We start from the raw sequence: 24,639 nt of genomic DNA, 5'->3' as shown, positions 1-24,639 counted from the left end.
ATGATCTACCTCGCCGCGCTGCTGATCGGTCTGAGCCTGCTCGGCGCGCTGGCGACTCTAGCCATCAGCCTGCACGGCCTGTGGCTCTGGTGGCAGGGCCGCCAGCAACGCCTGGGCCGGCGGCTGCGCATTCGCCGCAGTCAATGGCTGAGCGAGGACCTGCTGCATCTGGAATTGGTGCATCCCTGGCGCTTGCCGTTACCGCGTTTCGCGCCTGGGCAATTCCTCACCATTCTTGCCCAGCCGCCCGGCTCGCGGCCCATGCGCCGTTGCTATTCCCTGGCGGCCTGGCACGCTCGGCCTTGGCAGTATCAGCTGTGTATCAAGCGCGAAGCGCTGGGTCGCATGAGCCAATGGCTGGCCGAACAGGCCCTGCCGGGGCGCTCGCTGCGCATTCTGCCGCCGGCCGGGCACTTCACCCTAGAGCCGCAACACGGCCCACACCTGGTACTGATTGCCGGCGGCGTCGGCATCACGCCGATGCGCGCCATGCTGCATGCCTGGCTCAAGCGTCCCGCTGGTCGCCGCCTGACCTTGCTCTATGGCGGCCGTGACCAGGCGGCGCTGGCCTATCACCAGGAGCTGCTGGCGCTGGCTGCCGCGCATCCGGCATTCGACTATCGCCCGGCGCTTAGCCGTGACAGTCAGGCTCCCTCAGCTTGGCAGGGGTGGCTGGATCGCCAGCGTTTGAGTGAGATCGTTACGGCCGACAGCGAAGTGTTTATCTGCGCCGGTGATGCCTTGCTTAAGGCTTGTTTAGCGCATCTGAGCGACCTGGGTTTGCCTGATGCACGGGTGCACTGGGAAGCCTTCGGTGCGGGCGCTCTCGGTGCCGGTGCCGGGCAGTTCGCCCTCGAATGGCAGGGTGAAACGCTGGACTACAACGGCCAGCCGAGCCTGTTGCATGCCCTGCATGAGCAGGGCGTGGAGCTGGCGGCGGATTGCTGGGGCGGGCATTGCGGCAGCTGCCGCCTGGTCTGCAAGGGCGAAGTGGAATGGCGCCAGCAGCCGGCGCTGGCCCTGCCAGCCGGGCAGATTCTGGCCTGCTGCTGTATTCCCAAGGAGCCGCTTCAACTACTGCAGCTTTGACTATTAACTGCGTTGCGACAGTCAACTTCCCAAACTCAGTCGTAGCCTGGATAAGCCTAGGCGCAATCCGGGGTTGTCATCCCGGATTGCGCCTAGGCTTATCCAGGCTACGGGCTTGCCAGAAGTATCGCGGGCATGGCCCGTTACGAGAGACCCGAGAGCCATCGTTCAATGCAATCCGTCGTTGGCGAGAGCGTGGCGCGGGTTGTATTCGCACTGGTGCCGCTCTGTGTGTGGCTCTAAGCTTGGGGCCATGAAAAAAATCCTGCTGAATTGCGACATGGGTGAAAGCTTCGGCGTGTGGAGCATGGGCGATGACGTGCATGCCATGCCGCTGGTTGATCAGGCCAATCTGGCGTGCGGTTTTCATGCATCCGACCCAATGACCATGCAGCGCACCGTCGCCCTGGCGGTGCAGCATAGGGTGAGCATTGGCGCGCACCCGGCCTACCCGGATTTGCTCGGTTTTGGCCGTCGGCATATCGCCTGCTCGCCAGAGGAGGTCACCGCGCTGGTGCTGTATCAACTCGGCGCGCTGGAAGCCTTCTGCCGCGCGGCCGGCACCCAGCTGGCCTACGTCAAGCCCCATGGTGCGTTATACAACGATCTTGTGCGTGACGATGCGCTGTTCAATGCGGTGCTGGAGGCCTGCGCCCGTTACCGCAAGGGCTTGCCGCTGATGGTGCTGGCCCTGGCCGACAACAGCCGCGAACTGCGCCTGGCCGATGCTGCCGATGTGCCGCTGATGTTCGAGGCCTTTGCTGACCGCGCTTACCTGGCCGATGGGCAGTTGGCACCGAGGCGTTTGAGCGGCGCTGTGCACCATGATCCGCAGCGGATATTTCAGCAGGCCCTGGCGATTGCCCGTGGTGAGCCGTTTGCCGATATCGATGGCAAGCCGCTGCAACTGCGCGCCGACAGCCTGTGCGTGCATGGTGATAACGCCGACTCACTGGCCGTGCTGCGGCGTTTGCGGGCCAGCCTGGACGCCTTATGATCCGCCTCGAACCGGCCGGTGCCGAAGCGCTGCTGCTGGTGCTGGCCGAGCAGCCGGATGCGCAGCTGCCACAACGGATCGCCCTGCTGGCCGAGCGCATCCGTGGCGAGCTGGGCGAGGACCTCACCGACCTGGTGCCGGGCTGGACCAGCCTGCTGCTGCACTATGACCTGATGCGTACCGATCACCTGGAGCTGGCCGAGCGGCTCAAGCCGCTGCTGGAGCGCTGGTTGGCCGACCCTTTTGTCGCGCAGGCCGGGAGGCTGCATGAAATCCTGATCTTGTATAACGGTGAAGACCTCGCGGAGGTTGCCCAGCTCTGTCAGCTGAGCAGCGCCCAGGTGATCGAACTGCATGCCGCGACCGAGTACCGCGTCGGCGCGATTGGTTTTGCCCCAGGCTTTGCCTACCTCGGTGAGCTGGACGCGCGCCTGGCGTTGCCGCGCCGCGCCACCCCACGCATTGCCGTACCGGCCGGGAGCCTGGCAATTGCCGAGCGGCAGACGGCGATCTACCCGCACAGCTCGCCTGGCGGCTGGCACTTGATCGGCCGTTGCCCCTGGTCGCTGTTCGACGCTGCGCGAACGCCGCCATGCCCGCTGGCGCTGGGTGAGCGGGTGCGTTTTCGCAGCATTGATGAGCGCGACTTTATCCGCGAAGGCGGGCTGCTGTGAGCGGCCTGCGGGTGCTCAAGCCTGGGCCGCAGAGCCTGCTGCAAGATGGCGGGCGGCGCGGCTGGCAACACCTGGGCGTATCGCCAGCGGGGCCGCTGGATTGGCATGGCGCGGCCTGGGCCAATCGTCTGCTGAACAATCCCTGGGGTACGCCGCTGCTGGAAATCGCCCTGGGCGGCATCGAGTTGCAGGCTGAGGTCGACACCTGGGTGGCGGTCTGTGGTGCCCAGGCGCCGCTGAGTGTGGATGATCAGCCGCAGCCGTTGTGGGCGCGCCTGCCGTTGCGCAAAGGCCAGCTGCTGCGCCTGGGCTTTGCCCGCAGGGGCCAGCGTGCCTACCTGGCGGTGGCCGGCGGCTTTATCGCCGCGCCGGTGCTGGGCAGCGTCAGCGTGCAGCTGCGTGAAGGGTTGGGGCAGGCGTTGCAGGTCGGGGATCTGTTGGCTTGCCGGACCGCGCATTTCTCACGCAGCGCCAGCGTGCCCTGGCCCTATCTGCCGGATTACGCCTGCAAACCCTTGCTGCGGGTGATCACCGGCGGCGATGCGGCGAGTTTTGAGGAAGACCAGTTGCAGGGCTTTTTCGCCCAGACCTGGCAGCTCAGCCCACACTCCGACCGCATGGGCGCGCGGCTGCTCGGTGAGGCCTTGCAGCCGCCCGTGCGGCAGTGGTCATTGGGTGTGGGGAGGGGCGCGATTCAGGTGCCGCCGGATGGCCAGCCGATCATCCTCCAGGCCGATCACCAGAGCATGGGCGGTTACCCGCTGCTCGGCTGGCTGCATCCGCTCGATCAGGGCCGCCTGGCGCAATGCCCGGCGCACCATCCGCTGCGCTTCACCCCGGTCAGTATCGGCGACGCGCAGGCTGAGCTGCGCGAGTTCTACCGGTTCTTTCGCCGTTTATAGGCGCTTTTGTAGGGTGGGTTAGCAGCGCATGGCCGCAATGTGGAAGCCTATGCGGGGCTGGAGCGCTGCGTAACCCACCAAGCGGTAGTCGGCCATTCCATCGCCTTGTGGGTTACGAGTTAGTTGTCTCTATAGCGTCTTGGCCATACGGCTGGCCAGCAGCGCCCAGGCGAATAGCAGCAGGCAGATGATCAGCATCGGCCAGCCGCGCCACTGCAGATAAGGCGTGAGCCCCTGCATCGGCTGAACCTGGCCATACAGCACGCCTTGCTCGAACTGCGGCAGTTGGGTGGTGATCTGGCCTTGTGGGTCGATCAGCGCGGTAACGCCGTTGTTGGTCGCGCGGATCATCCAGCGGCCGGCTTCCAGGGCGCGCATTTGCGCCATCTGCAGGTGCTGCAGCGGGCCGATGGAGCGGCCAAACCAGGTGTCGTTGCTGATGGTCAGCAGCAGGTCGCTCTGCGCGGCCAGGCCGGCGGAAAACTCCGGGTAGACCACTTCGTAGCAGATAAACGCGGCAATTGAATGGCCCTTGGCCTGCAGCAGGCTTTGCTCGGCGGAGCCACGGGCAAAATCCGACATCGGCAGGTTGAAGAAGGCGATCAACCCGCGCAGCACTTCTTGTAGCGGCACGTATTCACCGAAGGGCACCAGCTTCTGCTTGAGGTAATCACCGCTGCCCTGACCGACTACGCTGATGCCGTTGTAGTAGCGCTGCTCACCGCGCTCGTTGCTCTGGCGAATCGGCACGCCGGTAATCAGCGCGGCATTTCGCTCATTGGCGAAGCGGTTGATCATGCCCAGGTAGCCCTGGGCGCGGTCCTTGAGCACCGGGATGGCGGTTTCCGGCCAGACGATCAGGTCGGTCGGTTTGGCGCTGAAGGTCATATCGCGGTACAGCGCGAGCTGCGCGTTGAGCTGCTCGGGGTCCCACTTCATGTTCTGTTCGATATTGCCCTGCATGGCCGACACGCTTAGCCGCTCGCCCAGCGGTTGGGTCCAGGCGTGGCTCTTGAGGGCAAGGCCGGCAATCCACGGGGCGATTAACAGCACCACGCCGATGGCGAGAAACGCCTTGCGTGTGCGCAGTTGCGCCAGATTCACCAGCAGCGCGGCGCTCAGCGCCAGGGCAAAGGACAGCAGCCACACGCCGCCCACCGGAGCCAGCCCGGCCAGCGGACCGTCGAGCTGGCTGTAACCGGCGTACAGCCAGGGGAAACCGGTGAGAAACCAGCTGCGGAAGGCTTCCTGCGCCAGCCACAGGGCCGCGAAGGCCAGGGCATCGGCCAGCGGTGCTTCAGCCCGGCGTAGCCAGCGTGTCCAGACCCAGGCGCTAAGGGCGAACAGTAGACCCAGGCCGCCGACAAACAGCAGGGTCAGGAATGTCGCCAGGGGCGGTGAGGCCGCGCCGTAATCGTGGATGCTCACGTACACCCAGCTGGTGCCGGCGGCGAACAGGCCAAAGCCATAACTCCAGCCGCGCAGGGTCGCCTGACGCGGCGTGAGGTCACGCAGGCCGAGGTAGAACAGGGCGATGGAGAGGATGGCCAGCGGCCACAGGTCATAAGGCGCCAGCGCCAGGGGCGTGATGGCGCCAGCGAGCAGGGCGATAAGGTTGCCGGGCCAGCCAGGTCGGGTTATCCAGTGCATTGCATGCAGGTCCTTGGATTGAGGTGGCGCAAGGGTAAAGCGGAATGCGCGGGGATGTGTAGCAGATCCCCGTCGTCCAGACGCCGCGCTGTCGCGCAGCAAACTGGGGCAATTGCGTCTTTCGGCGTGTAGGTACCTGTAGGAGCGGGCCATGCCCGCGATGCGTTTCGCGGGCATGGCCCGCTCCTACAGGTCTTTATGCGAATTTAATTTATCCATATAAAACAATGAGTTATTTTTTTATAAGAGCCAGCTTGCTGGCGATCATCTCGTACGGATCGCCAGCAAGCTGGCTCCTACAGACACAGGTGCGCTAGCTGCGCTCCAATGGGCTTAGACGCAGCAGATGGATGCGGCGGCTGTCGGCGTTGAGTACGCGGAAGCGGAATTCGCCGATCTGGGTCACTTCGTTGCGCTTGGGCAGGTGGCCGAAGGCACTCATCACCAGGCCGCCGACGGTATCAAACTCGTCATCGGAGAACTCGGTGTCGAAGGCTTCGTTGAAACTGTCGATTGGCGTCAGCGCCTTGACCAGGAAGTCGCCGGAGGGCAGCGGTTTGACGTAGCTGTCTTCTTCCACGTCGTGCTCGTCTTCGATATCGCCGACGATCTGCTCCAGCACGTCCTCGATGGTCACCAGGCCGGCAACGCCGCCGTACTCATCGATGACCACGGCCATGTGGTTGTGGTTGGCGCGGAACTCACGCAACAGCACGTTGAGGCGCTTGGACTCGGGCACGAAGGTGGCCGGGCGCAGCAGGTCCTTGATATTGAAGTTGGGCTGTTCGCCCGAGAGGATCAGCGGCAGCAGATCCTTGGCCAGGAGAATGCCGACCACATCGTCGAGGCTCTCGCCCACCACGGGATAGCGCGAGTGCGCGGCCTCGATGATCGAGGGCAGAAACTCCTTGGGCGTCTGGTTGGCCTTGATGCTCATCATCTGTGAGCGCGGCACCATAATGTCGCGAACTTGCAGGTCGGCGACCTGAATTGCACCTTCAACGATGGCCAGTGCTTCGCTGTCGAGCAGCTTGTTCTGATGCGCTTCGCGCAGCACTTCCAGCAATTCCTTGCGGTTTTTCGGCTCATGAGCAAAAGCCTGGGTCAGTCTGTTAAACCAGGACTTATGCTCGTTGCTCGATCGGTCTTCGCTCATGGTGGTTACTCAGGAACCTTTTCTAATTTCTGTGGGTTGTGGAGGGACATTATTCGTGGTCGGCGTAAGGGTCAGGGTGCCCCAATTCAGCCAGCAATTCTCGTTCCAGCGCTTCCATCTCTTCGGCTTCTTCATCCTCGATATGGTCGTAACCGAGCAAATGCAGACAGCCGTGGATCACCAGGTGCGCCCAATGCGCTTCGCTGGTTTTCGCTTGTTCGGCGGCTTCGCGCTCAACCACTGGCACGCAGATCACCAGATCACCGAGCAGCGGTATATCCAGCATCTCGTCCGGCACATCGGCCGGGAAGGACAGTACGTTGGTGGCGTAATCCTTATGACGCCAGGTGTGATTGAGCTCGCGGCCTTCGGCTTCATCGACCAGGCGGATGGTCAACTCGGAATCCGCCGTGCGCTGGCGCAGGGCGATCTCGCACCAGGCGCGAAACTGCGCCTCGCTAGGTAGGCTGCTGGCGTCACTGGCGATTTGCAGATCAAGCTCAAGCATTGCGCTCATCCTGCTCGTTATCCATCTTGCCGTGTATGCGATTGTCGTAGCGCTCGTAGGCTTCGACGATGCGCTGCACCAGCGGGTGGCGCACTACGTCTTTGGGCTTGAAGTGGGTAAAGCTGATGCCTGGCACTTCACGCAGTACGTCGATCACATGGGTCAGGCCACTTTTGGTGCCGCGTGGCAGGTCGACTTGGGTGATGTCGCCGGTAATCACTGCAGTGGAGCCGAAACCGATGCGGGTGAGGAACATCTTCATCTGTTCCAGGGTGGTGTTCTGGCTTTCGTCGAGGATGATAAAGCTGTTGCTTAGCGTGCGGCCGCGCATATAGGCCAGCGGCGCGACCTCGATCACCTGTTTCTCAATCAGTTTGGCCACCTGCTCGACGCCGAGCATCTCGTAGAGCGCGTCGTACAGCGGGCGCAGGTACGGGTCGATCTTCTGCGACAGGTCGCCAGGCAGGAAGCCGAGCTTCTCGCCGGCCTCGACCGCCGGGCGTACCAGCAGGATGCGGCGAATCTGCTCGCGCTCCAAGGCATCCACGGCGCAGGCCACCGCGAGGTAGGTTTTGCCGGTGCCGGCCGGGCCGATGCCGAAGTTGATGTCGTGGTCGAGGATGGCTTTGACGTAGCGCTGCTGATTGGCCCCGCGTGGGCGAATCATGCCCTTGCGGGTGCGCAGGGCAACACTGGCTTCGACGGTCGGGCTGCTCATTTCCTCTATGCCGGACTCTTGCAGGAACAGGTGCACCAGATCGGGCGACAGTTCGGTGTTTTGAGTTTCGCGGTACAGACGGCGCAACAACTGCTCGGCGGCGTTGGTCTGGCCGGCGGAGCCGACCAGTTCGAACTGGTTGCCGCGGTTGCGCAATTCGATACCCAGGCGCGCTTCGATCAGGCGCAGGTGCTCATCAAATTGGCCGCACAGGTTAGCGAAGCGGCGAGCCTCGAAGGGTTCAAGGATAAAGCGGAGTGGTTCTATGGGTGCGTTCAAGGTCGTGTGATGGCCGCCAGTCGGCTGGGGTAGTGAAGCGAAGAATAGCGCTAGCGGCCGCGAGGGGGAAGCTCGGGCCGCCAGCAACCTGTTGCAGAGCCGTTCGCGTAGGGTGGATGACGCCTCACCCATCCACCAATCGCGCAGCCATGGTGGATGTAAAAAACGACATCCACCCTACAACAGGCTGCCGCGCAGCGAGTTGGGCATGGCTTCGTCGATATGCACGTCGACAAACTGACCGATCAGGCGCGGGTTGTCACTGCGAAAGTTAACCACCCTATTAGTCTCGGTGCGGCCCTGGAGCATGCCGGGGTCCTTTTTCGAGTAATCGTTGACCAGGATGCGCTGCACGGTGCCGGCCATTCGTCGGCTGTTCTCGAAACCCTGCTGGGTGATGCGGTGTTGCAGCAGCGCCAGGCGCTGTTTTTTCAGTTCCAGCGGGGTGTCGTCGGGCAGGTCGGCCGCCGGGGTGCCGGGGCGCGCGCTGTAGACGAAGGAGTAGCAGAAGTCGAAACCGATATCCTCGACCAGCTTCATGGTCTGCTCGAAGTCCTTCTCGGTTTCACCGGGGAAGCCGACGATAAAGTCCGAGCTGATCAGAATGTCCGGCACGGCGGCGCGCAGCTTGCGGATGCGCGACTTGTATTCCAGCGCGGTGTGGTTGCGCTTCATCGCCGCAAGAATGCGGTCGGAGCCCGATTGCACCGGCAGGTGCAGGTACTTCACCAGCTCGGGGATCTCGGCGTGGGCCTGGATCAGCGCGTCGGAGAACTCCAGCGGGTGGCTGGTGGTGTAGCGAATGCGGTCGATGCCGTCGATGGCTGCCACTGCGTAGAGTAGCTCGGCGAAGTCGGCGATCTGGCCGTTCTGGGTTGCGCCACGGTAGCCGTTGACGTTCTGCCCGAGCAGGGTGATTTCACGCACGCCGTGTTCGGCCAAGTGGATGATTTCACCCAGCACATCGGCCATGGGGCGGCTGACTTCTTCGCCACGGGTGTAGGGCACCACGCAGAAGGTGCAGTACTTGCTGCAGCCTTCCATCACCGAGACGTAGGCGCTGGGGCCATCGACGCGTGGTTCGGGCAGGCGGTCGAATTTCTCGATCTCGGGGAAGCTGATGTCGACCTGGGCGATCTTGGTGGTGCGCGCGGCGTCGATCATTTCCGGCAGGCGGTGCAGGGTCTGCGGGCCGAAGACCACGTCGACATAGGGCGCGCGGTCGCGAATCGCCGCGCCTTCCTGACTGGCCACGCAGCCGCCGACACCTATCACCAGGTCGGGGTTGGCAATCTTCAGCTTTTGCCAGCGGCCGAGTTGCGAGAAGACTTTGTCCTGGGCTTTTTCACGGATCGAGCAGGTGTTGAGCAGGATGATGTCAGCGTCTGCGGCCTTCTCGGTGACTTCCAGGGCTTGATGTTCACCCAGCAGGTCGATCATGCGCGAGCTGTCGTACTCGTTCATCTGGCAACCGTGGGTTTCGATATAAAGCTTCTTGGTCATGCGCGCTCAAAAAGGGTGATTCGAAGAACCGCGCATTATAGGGGCCAAGTGGCTGGCTTCCTAGCGTTGCCTGTCCGGCGGCTATGCTATGATCCGCGCCCTTTCAATTAACCCCTCGGTACGAACTGCATAACCATGAGCAAGCGCGAACCCATCTACAAGGTGATTTTCCTCAACCAGGGTCAGGTGTACGAGATGTATGCCAAGCAGATTTTTCAAAGTGATCTGTGGGGCTTTCTGGAAGTAGAAGAGTTCGTCTTTGGCGAGCGCACCCAGGTAGTGGTTGACCCGAGCGAAGAAAAGCTCAAGGCGCAGTTTGACGGTGTGGTGCGCAGTTTTATCCCTATGCACGCGATCATCCGCATCGACGAAGTCGAACGCCTGGGCACGCCGAAGATCAGCGAAGCCAAGGGTGGCGGCAATATCATGCCGTTCCCCATGCCGATGCCGGATAAGTAAGTACCTGCATACGATCTGCTGCGCGTCGGCCCTGCTGCGTTGAAAACAGGCTCGGAATGCTCATGTACAACAGTGCGTAGGATGGGTTGAGCCTGCGATACCCATCATCAGGCCGCATGGGTATCGCTTCGCTCAACCCATATATGGACTCCTCCCGTTTTGCCAGTGAAATACACATCCAACGAACCTAGGTACGACTGCTTCCGTATATCCGGCTTCTGATAAGGCGTTGGGTGCCTTGAGCCATGATGAATATCCGCTCATGTGTTCCTGATCGCCCTAGCGGCCTTGGTTTACAGAGGGCCTGTGGGTAAAGCAGGTTTTACACATGCCGGCTCGACCGGTTCGTCATCACTGCATGTCACTGTGCAATCGTGGTGGATCTTCTACGGTGTCACTTCATTCCAGCTTGGGTACTTCAGGTTTACGCCTCAGCAGGTTGATAGTCTTCCCCCTTGCTGAGGATCGCCCAGATGATCCGGGCATTCTTGTTCGCCAGGGCGACCGTGGCGATATTTGTGTTGCGTCGACACTGCAACTGCTGCAGCCAGGTGCTGCGTCGATCCGTCTTTTCCTTACAGGTCTTCAGCACCGCACGAGCGCCATGGACCAATAACGTGCGCAGGTAACAGTCACCCTTTTTGCTGATGTGCCCCAGACGCTCTTTGCCGCCACTTGAATGCTGGCTCGGCACTAATCCCAGCCAGGCCGCGAACTGTCTGCCCGAACTGAACTGCCGTGCATCACCCACTGCAGACACCACGGCAGTCGCGCTGATCGGGCCAACGCCCTCCACCTGCAGCAAACGCTGGACACGCTCATCCGTCTTAACCTGACGGTGAAGCATGCTGTCCAACTGTTTGACTCGCTCATCCTGTCCCTGCAGCTCATCACGCAATAACTCGAGCATTTCGTGCAGCTCGCCCGGTAATGTCTGGTGTTCGTCCAGCGCCTGCTGCAGCAACGCGCGGGTGGCCGCTATTCCCTGGCGACTCGCCACCAAACCGAACTCGCCAAGCAGGCCACGTATCTCGTTAACCAACGCTGTACGCGCCCTGATTAACCGGCTTCTGATCCGGTGCACCGACTGCCCAGCTTGCTGCTCGGCACTCTTCACCGCGACATAACGCATCGTGGGTCGGCTGGCAGCCTCGCAAATCGCCTCCGCGTCGTTGGCGTCGTTCTTACCACTCTTGACGTAGGGTTTGACGAACTGCGGCGCAATCAACCGCACTTCATGCCCCAACTTGCCCAGCTCGCGCGCCCAGTAATGCGAACTACCACAGGCCTCCATCGCCACCAAGCACGGCTCTTGTTGGCGGAAAAAATCCAGCATCTGTGAACGCTTGAGCTGCTTACGGCACTTCACCTGCTCGTGGCTATCGACGCCATGAACTTGAAAAACCTGTTTTGCCAAATCGATGCCGATTCGCTTAAGTTTCATGGTGACTCCTCCCTTCGTGGCTGTTTGGTTGTGACAACCTCAGTCTGGCGCATAGACGCCGTAGGAGGGAGGAGTCCATCTCATTGTCCTACGGTTTACGGTTGTTAAGGCAGTGGCGCGAACGGCGAGGTAAGAGCGTCGGCGTTCTGCAGTTCCAGCAGGTAGTTGCGGAAGATCTGCCCGAGCACCTGGCTGGCAATTTCCAGCTCATTGCGCGGCATCTGTGCGGCAATTAGGTCAGCGCTGTCCATGGCGTCGTCCGAGCCATTGACCGCCGCCATCTTCAGCACGATATAAGCCTGCACGGCGTTCGCCGGTACGCCTTCGCCCCGGAAGAACATCATGCCCAGGCGGTACTGCGATTGCGCATGGCCCTGCAGCGAGGCCTGCTCGAACCATTTCATTGCCTGGCTGAGATCACGCTCGACGCGCTTGCCGTCGTAATAGAACTCGCCCAACTCGAATTCTGCCTGCAGGTCACCATTGAGTGCTGCCTGTTCGCAGGCCTCAAGAGCAGCGGGCAGTTCTTCGGGGGCGGTGTTGAGTGAGCAGCTGCCAAGCGCGGGGATCAGCAAAGAGTTGCCGCTTGCCGAGGCAAGCAGTGGCAGCAGGAGCAACAGGCAGCCCAGGGACAGGGTGCGGCCGGTGCGTTTCATGGAAATCCGTTTACCTCGGGGTGCACAACAGGCGATGTGCCTGGCCGACGAAACGCGTCGGCTGTCACATTATGAAATAAGCAGCAGCGTTCTTACAAAGTCTTTACCGGGTTTTCTTCTGCACAGTCGAGTTTTGCACTGCCAGGCAGGCTCAGTAACAGCCAGGCCAGCAACGGATAAGCCGGTGTCAGCAGGGCGTGGAACAGGTCAATCCGGCGTAACGAGCCGATAAAACCCTCGGTGCCCACGGCCAGACCGGCCAGCAGAAACAGCCCGACTACTGCAGTGGCAGCCACCAGCGGTTTGCGCTTGGGCCACTGCACGGCACCGGCGTAGAGGATCAGCAGTAGGGTCGCCAGGTTGAGCAACAGGCGGTAATCCTCCAGATAGTTCATCTGCCGGAACAGCTCGAAGAAGGCACACAGCCCCAGCAGAATGCGCCCCCAGTTCGGTCTGCTCCAGGCCCAGCCACGGCCCAATGCCAGCGCGGCGGCGCCAAGCAGCGGCAGGCCGAGAAAGCTGCTGGCCTGGCTTAGCCACAGGTGTGCGGCCTGCGCGCTGGGGTCGATACCAAAATGAATCACCCCGACGGCCGCAGCTGCGGCTGGCAGAAGAAACCCCAGCAGCGCGCAGAACAGCGCGGGCTGGTCGGCCTCGCCATAGTGCTTGCGGGCTTTGCCGATGGCGATTACGCAGGCCAAGCAGGCCAGGGCCAGGACTGCGTCGCTAAAGGCGGTGCTGTACTGCATTAGGCGTTCTTCAGCTCGGCAAAGGCGCGCTCGGCGGCGTCCAGGGTGATTTTCAGCTCGGCATCGCCATGGGCGATGGAGGTAAAACCGGCCTCGAAGGCGCTGGGTGCCAGGTACACGCCGCCGGCCAGCATCAGGTGGAAGAAACGTTTGAAACGCTCGGCGTCGCTGGCCATCACATCATCAAAGGTGACGATATCGTCGGCACCACTGAAATACAGGCCGAACATGCCGCCCGCCTGGGTGGTGACAAAGGGGATGCCGGCGGCATCGGCGCGCTCCTGCAGGCCTTGCAGCATGCGACTGGTGTAGTCCGTCAGCTCGGCGTGAAAGCCCGGGCGCTTGATCAGGCGCAGGGTAGTTAGGCCAGCGGCCATGGCCAGCGGGTTACCTGAAAGGGTACCGGCCTGGTAGACCGGGCCGAGCGGGGCGATGCAATGCATGATCTCGCGCTTGCCGCCGAAGCAGCCCACCGGCATGCCGCCGCCGATGATCTTGCCGAAGGTGGTCAGGTCTGGGGTTACGCCGTAATGGGCCTGGGCGCCGCCGAGGGCGACGCGGAAACCGGTCATCACTTCATCGAAAATCAGCACCACGCCATGCTTGTCGCACTGCTCGCGCAGGCCTTGCAGGTAACCCGGTGCTGGCGGTACGCAGTTCATATTACCGGCCACCGGCTCGACGATGATGCAGGCCACGCTCGCGCCGACTTCGCTAAGCATCTGCTCGACCGCTGCCAGGTCGTTGAAGGGCAGGGTCAGGGTGTGTTTGGCAAAATCTGCCGGCACGCCGGCCGAGCTTGGTACGCCCTGGGTCAGCAGGCCGGAGCCGGCTTTCACCAGCAAGCTGTCGGAGTGGCCGTGGTAGCAGCCTTCAAACTTGATGATGTTGTCGCGGCCGGTGTAACCACGGGCCAGGCGGATGGCGCTCATGGTCGCCTCGGTGCCGGAGCTGACCATGCGTACCATCTCCATCGACGGCACCAGACTGCATACCAGGTCCGCCATCTCGGTTTCCATGGCGGTCGGCGCGCCGTAGGAGAGACCGTGCTGCAGCTGGTTGCGCACTGCGTCGAGAACGTCTGGGTGGCTGTGGCCGAGGATCATCGGGCCCCAGGAGCCGACGTAATCGACGTAGCGCTTGTCGTCCTCATCGGTGACGTAGGCGCCTTCCGCGTGCTTGAAGAACAGCGGCGTGCCGCCGACGCTTTTGAAAGCGCGCACTGGCGAGTTGACGCCGCCGGGGATGTGCTTTTGCGCGTTGGCGAAGAGGGTTTCGGAACGGGACATGGCAGGGCCTCTCAAACGGGAGTTCGGAGCGAGCTGGGTCGCCCCTGACAAAGATTAATTATGGCCTGCCATCCTTGGCGGCCACCCTTCGGACCGTCGCTGCGCGACGTTAATAATGGCTCCAGGCCATTATTTCGGGGTAAGCAGGGCGCTAAAGGCGCGAGCGCGGCGCTCGACTTCAGCAGCCGAGTCGGCACCGAACAGGCCGTGAATTACTGCGACCATGCTGGCGCCCTGGGCAATCAGCGCCGGGGCGTTGTCCAGGGTCACGCCGCCGATGGCGACAATCGGCAGGTTGATCTTGGCCTTGGCCGTCGCCAGCAACTCGACGCTGGCGTTGGGCGCGCCGGGCTTGGTATTGGAGTCGAAGAAGCGTCCGAAGGCGACATAGCTGGCACCTTCCTTGGCGGCGGCTTCAGCCAGTTCGATCTGGGCATGGCAGGTGCCGCCGATAATGGCCTTGCGCCCAAGCAGGGCGCGGGCCACCGACAGCGAACCGTCAGATTGGCCCAGATGCAGGCCTACACCAAGGCGGGCGGCCAGCTCGGCATCATCATTGATGATCAGCGCGGCGCCATAGCGGTTGCACAGCTCACGCAAGGCTTCGGCCTCGCGCAGGCGGCGGGCGTCATCGCTGGATTTGTCGCGGTATTGCAGCAGCGTTGCGCCGCCCTTGAGCGCAGCTTCGACGTAGGGCAGCAGCTTGCCCTGGAGCAACTGGCTGTCGGTGATGGCATATAGGCCACGCAGTTTCATCGGGTGCGCTCCATCAGCAGCCGTTCATCAAAATAGGTCTAGCGGCAGACGGCGCGGAATAAACTGGCCGTGGCCAGGTTGCTCAGCATCGCGCAGGGTGCGCCAGGTGTAATCGAGGGCAAATTGCACGGCGCTGACCAGTTCCTGGCCTATCGCCAGGCGACCGGCCAGGGCGCTGGCCAGGGTGCAGCCGGAGCCGTGGTAGCTGCCGGGCAGGCGCTGGCAGGTAAAGGTGTGGCGGCTGCCGTCGCGGATGTACAGGCGGTTGTGCACTTCGTGCTCATCGCCATGGCCGCCGGTGATCAACAGGTGCTGGATATAGGGCAGTAGTTTCTCCGCACACTCGTCCGCCGTGCCATCCGGCAATTCGGCGAGGATGCGCGCTTCCGGCAGGTTCGGGGTGGCGATGGTGGCGACGGGCAGCAGGCGCTCGCGCATGGCGTAGCCGACTTCATCCTTGCCAAGGGCGCCACCGCCGCCGGCACGCAGCACCGGGTCGCAGACCAGCGGGATGCCGGGCAGGCGCTGCATGATCTCCAGTACGGTTTCAACCATCTCCACCGAGCCGAGCATGCCCAATTTGACTGCCTCAACCGGCAGGTCGTTGATCACCGCATTGGCCTGGGCTAGCACCCACTCGCGGTCGAGCACGCGGAAGTCGGAGACATTCACCGTGTCCTGCACGGTCAGCGCGGTGACGGTGGGGGCTGCGTGACAGCCCAGGGCGAGCAGGGCTTCGATATCGGCTTGCAGGCCGGCACCACCACTGGGGTCATGACCGGACAGGCACAGCACTACGGGGCGAGAGGTAGGCGTTTTCATGGTGCGCGAGCTTACCACCAAACCACGGCTTGCAGATCCCGCTGCGGTGGGAAAGCCAGTTGGGCGGACGATCTGTCGCATGCCCCTAGGAGCCTGTCGGACTTGACACTGTTCTACTGCGGAAAAGCCGGACTCGGCCATTTTTGCTGCTCTTTCTCGTTAAATAGCTCGCTATTCGCCTCGAAAGACCAACAAAACTGACTCGATCCGGACTTTCCCTCGCTACGAACGGTCAAGCCCGACAGGCCCCTAGCCCAATGTAATCCGGGGTTGTTGTTCGGCGTCCAGAAGGTTCCCGGATTGCATCCGGGCTACAGATAAAAGCCTATGCTAGAGTGCCAACCTTCCCAATACACCGCTTCCAGCTGCGCGTCGTGTCGCTGCTGGCTTACTCTGGCTGAGTTGCATGCACTACATCCTTCTCTGTTTCTTTATGCTGGTGCCAGGGTTGGCCGGGGCATTGGTTTTTGACGAAAACACCCGCAGCCTGCCGCTCGGCAAGGCCATGTCGGTATTTGAGGATGTACGCGGCGATGCCAGCATTGAGGACATCACCTCGCCGGCCTTGCAGGCCAGTTTCCGTCAGCACGACAAGGGTGTACTGAACGCCGGCTATTCGCGCTCGGTGTTCTGGCTGCGCCTGGATCTGGAATACCGCCCGCAGCAGGCGACAGGCGTGCAGCCCTGGTTGCTGGAGCTGGCCTATCCGCCGCTTGATCATGTGCAGTTGTATATGCCTGATGCGCTGGGGCGTTATCAGCTGAGCCAGCACACCGGCGATGCCTTGCCGTTCTCCAGCCGCGAGATCAAACAACATAACTATGTGTTCGAGCTGAAGTTGCCGCCCGCGCAGCGGCAAAGCATCTACCTGCGCCTGGAAAGTCAGGGCTCGATTCAGGCGCCGCTAACCCTTTGGGCGCCCAATGCATATGTGGAAGAGCTGCCTGCGCGCATCTACGTGCTGGGCATCATCTATGGCGTGCTGCTGGTGATGCTGATCTACAACCTGTTTATCTTCCTCAGCGTACGCGATACCAGCTACCTGTATTACATCCTCTATATCGCCTCGTTCGGCTTTTATCAGCTGTCGGTCAACGGCGCGGCCATCGAGTATTTTTGGCCCAACAGCCCCTGGTGGGCAAACGCCGCCACGCCGTTTCTGATTGGCGCGGCCGCGTTGTTCGGTTGCCAGTTCGCGCGCAGCTTTCTGCATACCGCCGCGCACAGTCCCTGGGTTGATCGCGCCTTGTTGCTGATGATGGCCAGTGGCGTGCTGGTGATGACCCTGGCGCTGACGGCCAGCTACGCGCTGTCGCTGCGTCTGGCCACTTACCTGGCGCTGGGCTTTACCGTGGTGATCTTCAGCGCCGGCATCCTCGCCTGGATGCGTGGCATGCGCGTGGCGCGCTACTTCATCATCGCCTGGACCGCCTTTCTCGTCGGCGGGATGATCAACACCCTGATGGTGCTGGGCTATCTGCCGAATGTGTTCCTCACCATGTACGCCAGTCAGATCGGTTCGGCGCTGGAGGTCGGCCTGCTGTCCCTGGCCCTGGCTGATCGCATCAATGCGATGAAGGAAGAACGCACGCGCATCCTCCAGGAGGCCGGGCTCAAGCTTGAAGCCTTCAACCAGGAACTGGCCAACAGCAACCGCCTCAAGGATGAATTTCTCGCCACCGTCACCCACGAGTTGCGCACGCCGATGAACGGGGTGATTGGCTCGCTGGAGCTGATGCAGATGCTCGAGATCGACGGTGAGCTGGCGCATTATCAGCGCACGGCCGCCAGCTCGGCCCGCGACATGATGCGCATGGTCAACGACATCCTCGCCCTCACCGAACTGCAGGCCGGGCGTCTGTACCCACGGCGTGAACCGTTCAGCCTGCGCGGCCTGTTTGATGGGCTGCGTGCGCAGTACGCGCCACGCGCCGAAGAGAAGGGCCTGCGTTTTATTCTGGAATTGGACGACAGCCTGCCGGACACCCTTGAGGGTGACGCCAACAAACTGCTGCAAAGCCTCAATTGTCTGCTGGATAACGCCATCAAATTCACCGCGCATGGCGAGGTGCGCGTGCGAGTCAGTTGCGGCGGCACGATGAGCGATGTTCTGCGGCTGCGCATCGAGGTGATTGACAGTGGGGTGGGCTTCACCGTGCCGGCTGACGGCAAGCTGTATCAACGCTTCCAGCAGCTGGACGGCTCGATGACCCGCGAGTACGGCGGCTTGGGCATTGGCCTGGCGATCTGTCGGCAACTGGTCGACCTGCTCGGCGGCGACCTCAGCCATGAGTCCCAGCCAGGCCAGGGCAGCTGCTTTCGCCTGGAACTGCCGTTGGCCTTGCCGATGCAGATGACCACCCCAGCTGCAGTGGTGCTGCGCGCCACGGGCCCGGCGGTGCGTGCGCCTGAGCAATGCACGGTATTGATCGTTGAGGACAACGCGATCAACCAACTGGTAACCCGCGGCATGCTGCTCAAACTGGGTTATCAGGTGCGCACCGCCGATAACGGCGCCGAAGCGCTGGAGGTGCTGCGCAACGAGCCCATCGACGCGGTGCTTCTGGATTGCCAGATGCCGGTGATGGATGGTTTCGCCACCTGCCGGGCGCTGCGCAATCTGCCCGGCTGTCAGCTGCTGCCGGTGCTGGCGATCACCTCCCACAGTCACAGCGGTGATCGCGAGCGTTGTCTGGCTGCGGGTATGAGCGACTACCTGGCCAAGCCGGTGAAGTTCGAGCAGCTGCGCAGTCTGTTGCACGACTGGGTGCTCTGCCGCGCCGGTTGAGTTGAGCATAAATCACGATTGGCTTAAGCCACCGCCCTCGTAGCCCGAATAAGCGCCAGCGCAATCCGGGGGCTTGTCTCCCGTAAGAAGTACGTGCAGCGGTTTGTCCGGACTATGGCTGCCTGCTGCGCGCGCGTCCCTCTCTTGGCCGAAATGCCGCTGTGCGCAAACTCTGAAGCGTGATTCACTGAGCTCAATTAGTGAATCAGGATTCAGATCATGGTTTATCGCACCACTGCCCTGCGTGTCGACCGCGATCAGGCGCTACGCGAACGTATTCTTGCCAGCGCCCTGGCGCGGGTGGCCGAGGGTGGCTTTGCCGCCTTGACCATGCAGGCGCTGGCCGAGGATGTCGGCATTGCCACCGGTAGCCTGTACCGCCACTTCCGCCGCAAGGGTGAGCTGGCGGCCGAGGTATTTGCCGTGGCCAGCCAGCGCGAGGTCGATGAGCTCAGCGCGATTCTGCGCGGCCCGGGCGATCCACTGACCCGTCTGCAATTAGGCTTGCAGCGCTTCGCCGAGCGGGCCTGGCACAGTCGCCAGCTGGCCTTCGCCCTGATCGCCGAACCGGTTGAGCCTGAGGTGGATGAGCGCCGCCTGCGTTATCGGGAAGCCTATGCCGCACTGTTTGCCGAGCTGCTTGAGGCCGGTAACCGTGAGGGACAGTTCCGCGTGCAGCAGGTCAATCTGATCGCCGCCTGCCTGGTCGGCGCCATTGCCGAGGCCCTGGTCGGCCCTCTATCGCCGCACGCCCGCGCGGCCCGCGAAGCTGGTTATCCCGCCCCCAGCCTGGCCGAAGTCAGCCAGGCCTTGGTCACCTTTTGTCTACGCGCCGTCGGCGCCCCATTGCCCAACGAAGAGGAGCTTCAGCCATGAATGCCAGCCAACAGGCCGAAACCCATGAAGTGTTTAACCAGGTGCCGCCGTTGGACGGCGCCAACCTGTATCGCGTCGATCTACCGCTGCAGGAATGGAACAAACGCTTCGGCGGTGGCTGGGCCGAGCAGAAGTTGGATGTGTATGGCGCCCTGGCCGGCGGCGAGCTGATGGTCGCCGGCTTTCTTGCCAATGAGAACAAGCCGGTGTTCAAAAGCCACGACCGCTATGGCCATCGCGCCGATCTGGTGGAGTTCCACCCGGCCTATCACCAACTGATGAGCGCGGCTATTGAGCATGGCCTGCCGTCCATGCCTTGGACCGACCCGCGTGCCGGCGCCCAGGTCGCGCGCGCCGCCATGAGTTATCTGCACAGCCAGGCCGAAGCTGGCAGCGGTTGCCCGCTGACCATGACCTTCGCCAGCGTGCCCGCGCTCAAGCTGCAGGGCGATGTGGCCGAGAAGTGGCTGCCGAAAATCCTCTCCACCCAATACGATCCGCGCAATCTGCCCATCGAGCAGAAAACCGGCGCGACCATCGGCATGGCCATGACCGAAAAACAGGGCGGCACCGATGTACGCGCTAATACCACCCGGGCTTATGCGGTGGGCCTCGGTGGCCCTGGCCAGGCCTATGAGTTGGTCGGCCACAAATGGTTCTGCTCGGCGCCGATGTGTGATGCATTCCTTACGCTGGCGTATACCGATAAGGGCCTGACCTGCTTTCTGCTGCCGCGTCATCGCCCGGACGGTACGCGCAACGAGTTCTATATCCAGCGCCTGAAAAACAAGCTGGGCAACTGGTCGAACGCCTCCAGCGAGGTGGAGTACCGTGGCGCCCTGGCCTGGATGGTCGGTGAAGAAGGCCGAGGCGTGCCAACCATTATCGAGATGGTCGCGCTGACCCGCTTCGACTGCATGATCGGCTCCAGCGCCCTGATGCGTCAGGCACTGACCCAGGCCGCGCACCACTGTGCCCATCGCCAGGTTGGCGGCCGTGTGCTGAGCGAGCAGCCGCTGATGCAGAACGTGCTGGCCGACCTGGCCCTGGAAAGCGAAGCGGCCCTGGCGCTGACCCTGCGCATGGGCAAGGCGCTGGATAATGCCCATGACGAGCAGGAAGACAAGTTCGCCCGCCTGGTTACCGCCGTGGGCAAATACTGGATCTGCAAACGCGCCCCCGCAATGATCAACGAAGCCGCCGAATGCATGGGCGGCGCTGGGTATGTTGAGGACACCATCCTGCCAAGGCTGTACCGCGAAGCACCGGTCAACTCGACCTGGGAAGGCTCGGGCAATGTGCAATGCCTGGACGTGTTACGTGCACTGTCCAAGGAACCCGGCGTGCTTGATGCGCTGTTTGTTGAGCTGGGCGATGGTCATGGCGATGCGCGCCTGAAAGCGCATATCGCCAAGTTGCAGGCAGATTTTCGCGACACCGCCGACATCCAGTACCGCGCCCGCCAGCTCACCGAGGACGTAGCCCTGGCCCTGCAAGCCAAGCTGCTGCTGGAGGCCGGCAATGCGGCGGTGTCCGATGCCTTTATCGCCAGCCGTCTGGGCGGGCAGGGTGGTCGGGTCTACGGCACCTTGCCGCGTGGGCTGGATGTTGAAGCGCTGGTGGCGCGCAGTACGCCGCATTTGATCTAAGGCGCTTACTTGGCTGACAAGCGCTGCGGGCTGAGCTCCAGCAGCGCTTTCCCCCAGAGCCCGGCCTAGCGCCGGTGAGTCACTGAGGGGCGGCTCTGTCATTTCTCTTGGCCGCCGGGTAAGGTGGCCGCCGATGGTTCCGGTTCGCATTTATGCGACTGGATGAAAAGGGAACATGTGTGGCACTGCAACTGGTGCCGAAGCCATGGCTGCCCCCGCAACTGTAAACGGTGAGCAACGCCCGGATGCCACTGGCCGCAAGGTCGGGAAGGCGGGCGAAGTGTTAAGCCGTGAGCCAGGAGACCTGCCATCGAAGCCGGGCGCTTATGCCCATCCCCTCAATCCCGATCATCGCGCGGTGGGCGCGGTACAGGAATCTCTATGCACATCGAACCCGAAGTTGTTACAGGTGCCAAACTCTTCCTCAGTTATGCAACCGCTGCGGGTGCCTTTGGTCTTACGGCCAAGCTTGCCCTCGACAGCGTACGCAGCAACGGTGGCGTCGCCGCCCTGGCGCTGCGCAGCCTGCTGACCACTGCCCTGGTGTTCTGCTTCTTCGAGGTCTTTCCGCACCATGCGGTTGGGGTTTCCGAGGTGCATCTGATCCTCGGCTCGACCTTGCTGCTGCTATTTGGTGCAGGCGCAACAGCTATTGGCTTGGCCGCTGGCCTGCTGCTGCAGGGGCTGCTATTTGCTCAGTTTGACCTGCCGCAGTACGGCATGAACGTCACCACGCTGCTGGTGCCGCTGTGGGCTATCAGTCTGTTGGCCAAGCGCATCATCGCGCCGGGCACCGCTTATGTGGATCTCTCCTACAAGCAGGCGCTGGCGCTATCGACCGCTTATCAGGGTGGCATCGTTGCCTGGGTCGGCTTCTGGGCGTTCTACGGTAACGGCTTCTCCGGTGAGAACCTTGCAGCCGTGGGCAGCTTTGCTCTGGCGTATATGAGTGTGATTCTGATCGAGCCGCTGGTCGACCTGGGTGTGCTGGCTGCGGCCAAGACGCTTTCGGCTTATAGTCGTGGGCCGTTGTTTAATTCGCGCCTGCACCAGCCGGTTTGATCGATCAGCGGCGGCGCTGCCAGATCAGCTTGCCGGTATTGCTTTCAGTGACCAGGTACTGGTCGCTGAAGCGGTAGTAGGCGGCGGGCTGGTAGTCGCTGCGGCCCTGCAGCTGCACTTCCAGCAGGCCGTTGCTGGTCTGCCAGCGGCCGCTGTATTGCAGCTCGCCAGGGCTGTTGGCGTTCCAGTCGGTGCCGCCCGCCACGCTGCGCGTCCATTGCGAAACGCTGCCGTCATCACTTAGTTGCAGAATCATCTGGGTGGTCATTAAGGCAAAGTTGGCGCCGCCGCTGTTGATGATCTGCTCGTGTACCCAGGTGCCGATCAGCGCCGGGTCGCGTGTTGCGTTGCTGCTTGGGCTGATGATTTTTTGTGCCAGGGCGGCGCTGAGTTTTTGCCGGTGGAATAGCGCCTTGCGTTCCAGGGTTGCCCCGGTAGTCGGGTTGCGCGCGGCAATATGGGCGTTGAGCACGCCGTTGGCATAGGTGGCATTCATATTGGCGATCAGTTGCCCGGATTGCGGCTCGCTGATCTGCGCACTGAGCAGCTGGCCGTCAAAGCTGCCGCTGATCTGTAGGCGCAACCTGCCACCCTCTACATATTCCCCGCTGACCTGCTGGTCCTGGCTGCGCAGGTGCATTTCGGCTGGCTGGCCGTCCAGCGTGGTCAGATAGTGGCCGTCCAGGGTGTCGGCCAACAGAAAACGGGGTAACAGACTGAGCGCAAGTGTGAGCAGGAGGCGCGGCATGCGTTTTCCTTAGGGGATGGGGCGTCTGAAGATTAGCAACTGATGCTGGTTTGGGCGTGAGTGCCAGCGTGACGGGGCCGAGGGCCTGGCGCAACTGCGACGCATCCCCGGTAGCCTGGGCCGGCAACGTCGCGCTATGCCAAGCGCGGCGGATCAGGGCAAGATAGAGCCATTGAGATCAGCCAGGAAGGTGCCTTGTGAACCCTTGTTTCGATGACTTTATTGTCGCCAGCACCGCTGAAGAAGCGGTGGATCATCTGGCCGCCTTGCACCTGCAGGCGACCACGGGCTTGAGCCAGGCGCTCAAGCGTTATCTTAAAGAACGTATTAAGCCGGATGCAGAGGAGCAGTCGCGTTTCCGCTACCCGGAGCTGCGCCTGACCTATCTGTGCCAGGGCGAAGTACCGACCACCGTGCGCGCCTATGCCAAGGTGCAGGTGCCGGGCACTTACAGCGTCACCGTTACGCACCCGGCGGCGTTCCGCAAATACCTGCTGGAGCAGCTGCGCCCGCTGATGAACGACTTCACCGTGCGCGTGGAAGTGGGCATCAGCCAGCAGAACATTCCTTATCCCTACGTGGTCGAGCAGGGCGATGAGCTGGCCGGCTCCGGAGTGACCGCCGCCGAGCTGGCGCGGGTGTTCCCCAGCACCGACCTGTCGGCTGCCACCGACGGCACGGCCGATGGCCTGTACGACTGGGAAAATACCGACCCGCTGCCGCTGGCACTGTTCGACGCGGCAAGGGTGGATTTCTCCCTACGCCGTCTGGTGCATTACACCGGCAGCGATTGGCGGCATGTGCAGCCATGGATTCTGCTGACCAACTACCACCGCTACGTCGACCAATTTATCCGTCATGGCCTGGACATGCTGGTGGGCGAGTCGCGCTTCGAACGTATGGTGTTGCCGGGCAACGTGGTGATCAGTCGGGGCATGGCCGAAGGCGAGATGCAGGCGATTATCGAGACCGTCATCTGGCACCGTTACCAGATGCCGGCCTACCACCTGCAAGCTGCCGACGGCGACGGCATCACCCTGGTCAATATTGGCGTCGGCCCCTCCAACGCGAAAAACATCACCGACCACCTGGCGGTGCTGCGTCCACATTGCTGGCTGATGATCGGCCACTGCGGCGGCCTGCGTCAGTCGCAGACCATCGGCGACTACGTGCTGGCCCACGCCTATATGCGCCGCGACGGCATTCTCGACCGCGTGCTGCCGCCGCATATTCCGCTGCCGGCCCTGGCCGAAGTGCAGCAGGCCTTGCAGGAGGCGGCCAGGAAGGTCACCGGCGAGCAGGGCGACGAGCTGAAAAAGCGTCTGCGCACCGGCACCGTGCTGACCTACGATGACCGCAACTGGGAGCTGCGCTGGGCCCAGGAAAGGCCGCTGATTAACCTGTCTCGCGCGGTGGCGGTGGATATGGAAAGCGGCACCATCGCCGCCCAAGGCTATCGCCTGCGGGTGCCCTACGGCACGCTGCTGTGCGTCTCGGACAAGCCGCTGCATAGCGAGATCAAACTGCCCGGCGCGGCCGGTGCCTTCTACGAGCGCGCGGTCACCCAGCACCTGCATATCGGCATCACCGCGCTGGATCTGCTGCGCAACCAGCTCAATTCGCTGCACTCGCGCAAGCTGCGCAGCTTTGATGAACCGCCGTTCCGGTAGGTTGGGTCGGGCCGCGCAGGCTGAGCACACGAAGCTCAACACAATATCGCGAAGCAGAGGCAGCTTTTGTAGGGTGGGTTAGCGGCGCTGGAGCAGGTTTATAGTGTGCTCCAAGTAACTGGAGCGCCGCGTAACCCACCATTGCGGTTTGTCAGTAGACCGCAATGGTGGGTTACGGCGCATTGAGAGTTGATG

Annotated in this window: 22 protein-coding genes and 1 riboswitch; of the genes, 10 read left to right on the top strand and 12 right to left on the bottom strand. The window is 62.4% G+C overall.

Going from position 1 to position 24,639, the window contains the following annotated elements:
* The 4 genes from AC0T4W_RS17440 (at position 1) to AC0T4W_RS17425 (ending at position 3,662) form a co-directional block, all read left to right on the top strand.
* Entirely contained in the window at positions 1 to 1,089 is a 1,089-nt protein-coding gene (locus AC0T4W_RS17440; RefSeq protein ID WP_476321109.1) for a 2Fe-2S iron-sulfur cluster-binding protein, read from the top strand.
* 253 nt (positions 1,090 to 1,342) lie between these two features.
* On the top strand, positions 1,343 to 2,086 hold the full coding sequence (locus AC0T4W_RS17435; protein WP_476321107.1) for a 5-oxoprolinase subunit PxpA: 744 nt from the start codon (positions 1,343 to 1,345) through the stop codon (positions 2,084 to 2,086).
* The gene (gene pxpB / locus AC0T4W_RS17430; protein ID WP_476321105.1) at positions 2,083 to 2,760 is read left to right on the top strand and encodes a 5-oxoprolinase subunit PxpB; all 678 of its coding nucleotides are present in this window, start codon (positions 2,083 to 2,085) and stop codon (positions 2,758 to 2,760) included. The genes AC0T4W_RS17435 and pxpB overlap by 4 nt, the downstream gene beginning before the upstream one ends.
* Entirely contained in the window at positions 2,757 to 3,662 is a 906-nt protein-coding gene (locus tag AC0T4W_RS17425) for a 5-oxoprolinase subunit C family protein (RefSeq protein ID WP_476321103.1), read from the top strand. Before pxpB ends, AC0T4W_RS17425 begins: the two co-directional genes overlap by 4 nt.
* A gap of 129 nt (positions 3,663 to 3,791) precedes the next feature.
* Here AC0T4W_RS17425 and lnt read toward each other — a convergent pair whose 3' ends face one another.
* The 5 genes from lnt to miaB form a co-directional block, all read right to left on the bottom strand.
* Entirely contained in the window at positions 3,792 to 5,312 is a 1,521-nt protein-coding gene (gene lnt, locus AC0T4W_RS17420; protein ID WP_476321101.1) for an apolipoprotein N-acyltransferase, read from the bottom strand.
* A 313-nt stretch (positions 5,313 to 5,625) separates the two neighbouring features.
* Entirely contained in the window at positions 5,626 to 6,468 is an 843-nt protein-coding gene (locus AC0T4W_RS17415; RefSeq protein WP_476321099.1) for an HlyC/CorC family transporter, read from the bottom strand.
* Between the two features lie 49 nt (positions 6,469 to 6,517).
* Positions 6,518 to 6,976: an rRNA maturation RNase YbeY gene (gene ybeY, locus AC0T4W_RS17410; protein WP_476321097.1), complete on the bottom strand. Its 459-nt coding sequence runs from the start codon at positions 6,974 to 6,976 to the stop codon at positions 6,518 to 6,520.
* Positions 6,969 to 7,973 carry a PhoH family protein gene (locus tag AC0T4W_RS17405; RefSeq protein WP_476321095.1) on the bottom strand — a complete coding sequence of 335 codons (1,005 nt, stop codon included), beginning with the start codon at positions 7,971 to 7,973 and terminating at the stop codon, positions 6,969 to 6,971. Before AC0T4W_RS17405 ends, ybeY begins: the two co-directional genes overlap by 8 nt.
* A 177-nt stretch (positions 7,974 to 8,150) precedes the next feature.
* A complete protein-coding gene (miaB, locus tag AC0T4W_RS17400; RefSeq protein ID WP_476321093.1) occupies positions 8,151 to 9,476 on the bottom strand; it encodes a tRNA (N6-isopentenyl adenosine(37)-C2)-methylthiotransferase MiaB in 1,326 nt (441 codons plus the stop codon).
* Between the two features lie 135 nt (positions 9,477 to 9,611).
* On the opposite strand from miaB, the gene AC0T4W_RS17395 reads away from it, so the two are divergent.
* On the top strand, positions 9,612 to 9,935 hold the full coding sequence (locus AC0T4W_RS17395; RefSeq protein ID WP_069521143.1) for a DUF1820 family protein: 324 nt from the start codon (positions 9,612 to 9,614) through the stop codon (positions 9,933 to 9,935).
* Positions 9,936 to 10,359: 424 nt separating this feature from the next.
* On the opposite strand, the gene AC0T4W_RS17390 is transcribed toward AC0T4W_RS17395, so the two are convergent.
* The 6 genes from AC0T4W_RS17390 to AC0T4W_RS17365 form a co-directional block, all read right to left on the bottom strand.
* Complete coding sequence (locus AC0T4W_RS17390) at positions 10,360 to 11,379, bottom strand: IS110 family RNA-guided transposase (RefSeq protein ID WP_476319515.1); 1,020 nt, start codon at positions 11,377 to 11,379, stop codon at positions 10,360 to 10,362.
* A 104-nt stretch (positions 11,380 to 11,483) separates the two neighbouring features.
* The gene (locus AC0T4W_RS17385) at positions 11,484 to 12,035 is read right to left on the bottom strand and encodes a tetratricopeptide repeat protein (RefSeq protein ID WP_476321091.1); all 552 of its coding nucleotides are present in this window, start codon (positions 12,033 to 12,035) and stop codon (positions 11,484 to 11,486) included.
* Between the two features lie 92 nt (positions 12,036 to 12,127).
* On the bottom strand, positions 12,128 to 12,784 hold the full coding sequence (locus AC0T4W_RS17380) for a DUF6962 family protein (protein WP_476321089.1): 657 nt from the start codon (positions 12,782 to 12,784) through the stop codon (positions 12,128 to 12,130).
* Positions 12,784 to 14,073: a glutamate-1-semialdehyde 2,1-aminomutase gene (gene hemL / locus AC0T4W_RS17375; protein WP_476321087.1), complete on the bottom strand. Its 1,290-nt coding sequence runs from the start codon at positions 14,071 to 14,073 to the stop codon at positions 12,784 to 12,786. Before hemL ends, AC0T4W_RS17380 begins: the two co-directional genes overlap by 1 nt.
* Positions 14,074 to 14,202: 129 nt before the next feature.
* Positions 14,203 to 14,829 carry a thiamine phosphate synthase gene (gene thiE, locus AC0T4W_RS17370; RefSeq protein ID WP_476321085.1) on the bottom strand — a complete coding sequence of 209 codons (627 nt, stop codon included), beginning with the start codon at positions 14,827 to 14,829 and terminating at the stop codon, positions 14,203 to 14,205.
* A gap of 27 nt (positions 14,830 to 14,856) precedes the next feature.
* Complete coding sequence (locus AC0T4W_RS17365; protein ID WP_476321083.1) at positions 14,857 to 15,651, bottom strand: hydroxymethylpyrimidine/phosphomethylpyrimidine kinase; 795 nt, start codon at positions 15,649 to 15,651, stop codon at positions 14,857 to 14,859.
* A 406-nt stretch (positions 15,652 to 16,057) separates the two neighbouring features.
* On the opposite strand from AC0T4W_RS17365, the gene AC0T4W_RS17360 reads away from it, so the two are divergent.
* The 4 genes from AC0T4W_RS17360 (at position 16,058) to AC0T4W_RS17345 (ending at position 22,026) form a co-directional block, all read left to right on the top strand.
* On the top strand, positions 16,058 to 18,439 hold the full coding sequence (locus tag AC0T4W_RS17360; RefSeq protein WP_476321081.1) for a hybrid sensor histidine kinase/response regulator: 2,382 nt from the start codon (positions 16,058 to 16,060) through the stop codon (positions 18,437 to 18,439).
* 219 nt (positions 18,440 to 18,658) lie between these two features.
* Entirely contained in the window at positions 18,659 to 19,315 is a 657-nt protein-coding gene (locus AC0T4W_RS17355) for a TetR/AcrR family transcriptional regulator (RefSeq protein ID WP_476321079.1), read from the top strand.
* Positions 19,312 to 20,964, top strand: a complete 1,653-nt coding sequence (locus AC0T4W_RS17350) for an acyl-CoA dehydrogenase family protein (RefSeq protein ID WP_476321078.1) — start codon at positions 19,312 to 19,314, stop codon at positions 20,962 to 20,964. The genes AC0T4W_RS17355 and AC0T4W_RS17350 overlap by 4 nt, the downstream gene beginning before the upstream one ends.
* A 117-nt stretch (positions 20,965 to 21,081) precedes the next feature.
* Positions 21,082 to 21,290, top strand: a riboswitch (cobalamin riboswitch).
* Between the two features lie 55 nt (positions 21,291 to 21,345).
* The gene (locus AC0T4W_RS17345; RefSeq protein WP_476321076.1) at positions 21,346 to 22,026 is read left to right on the top strand and encodes an energy-coupling factor ABC transporter permease; all 681 of its coding nucleotides are present in this window, start codon (positions 21,346 to 21,348) and stop codon (positions 22,024 to 22,026) included.
* Positions 22,027 to 22,030: 4 nt separating this feature from the next.
* Here AC0T4W_RS17345 and AC0T4W_RS17340 read toward each other — a convergent pair whose 3' ends face one another.
* Positions 22,031 to 22,774: a hypothetical protein gene (locus AC0T4W_RS17340; protein WP_476321074.1), complete on the bottom strand. Its 744-nt coding sequence runs from the start codon at positions 22,772 to 22,774 to the stop codon at positions 22,031 to 22,033.
* A 197-nt stretch (positions 22,775 to 22,971) separates the two neighbouring features.
* Between AC0T4W_RS17340 and amn the strand changes: the two genes are divergently transcribed.
* Positions 22,972 to 24,444, top strand: a complete 1,473-nt coding sequence (gene amn, locus AC0T4W_RS17335) for an AMP nucleosidase (RefSeq protein WP_476321072.1) — start codon at positions 22,972 to 22,974, stop codon at positions 24,442 to 24,444.
* Positions 24,445 to 24,639: the final 195 nt, after the last annotated feature.

This window comes from Pseudomonas sp. C7.1, assembly GCF_056312395.1.
The sequence above is the reverse complement of the archived record's forward strand: the minus strand, read 5'-3'. Positions and strand labels throughout refer to the sequence as shown.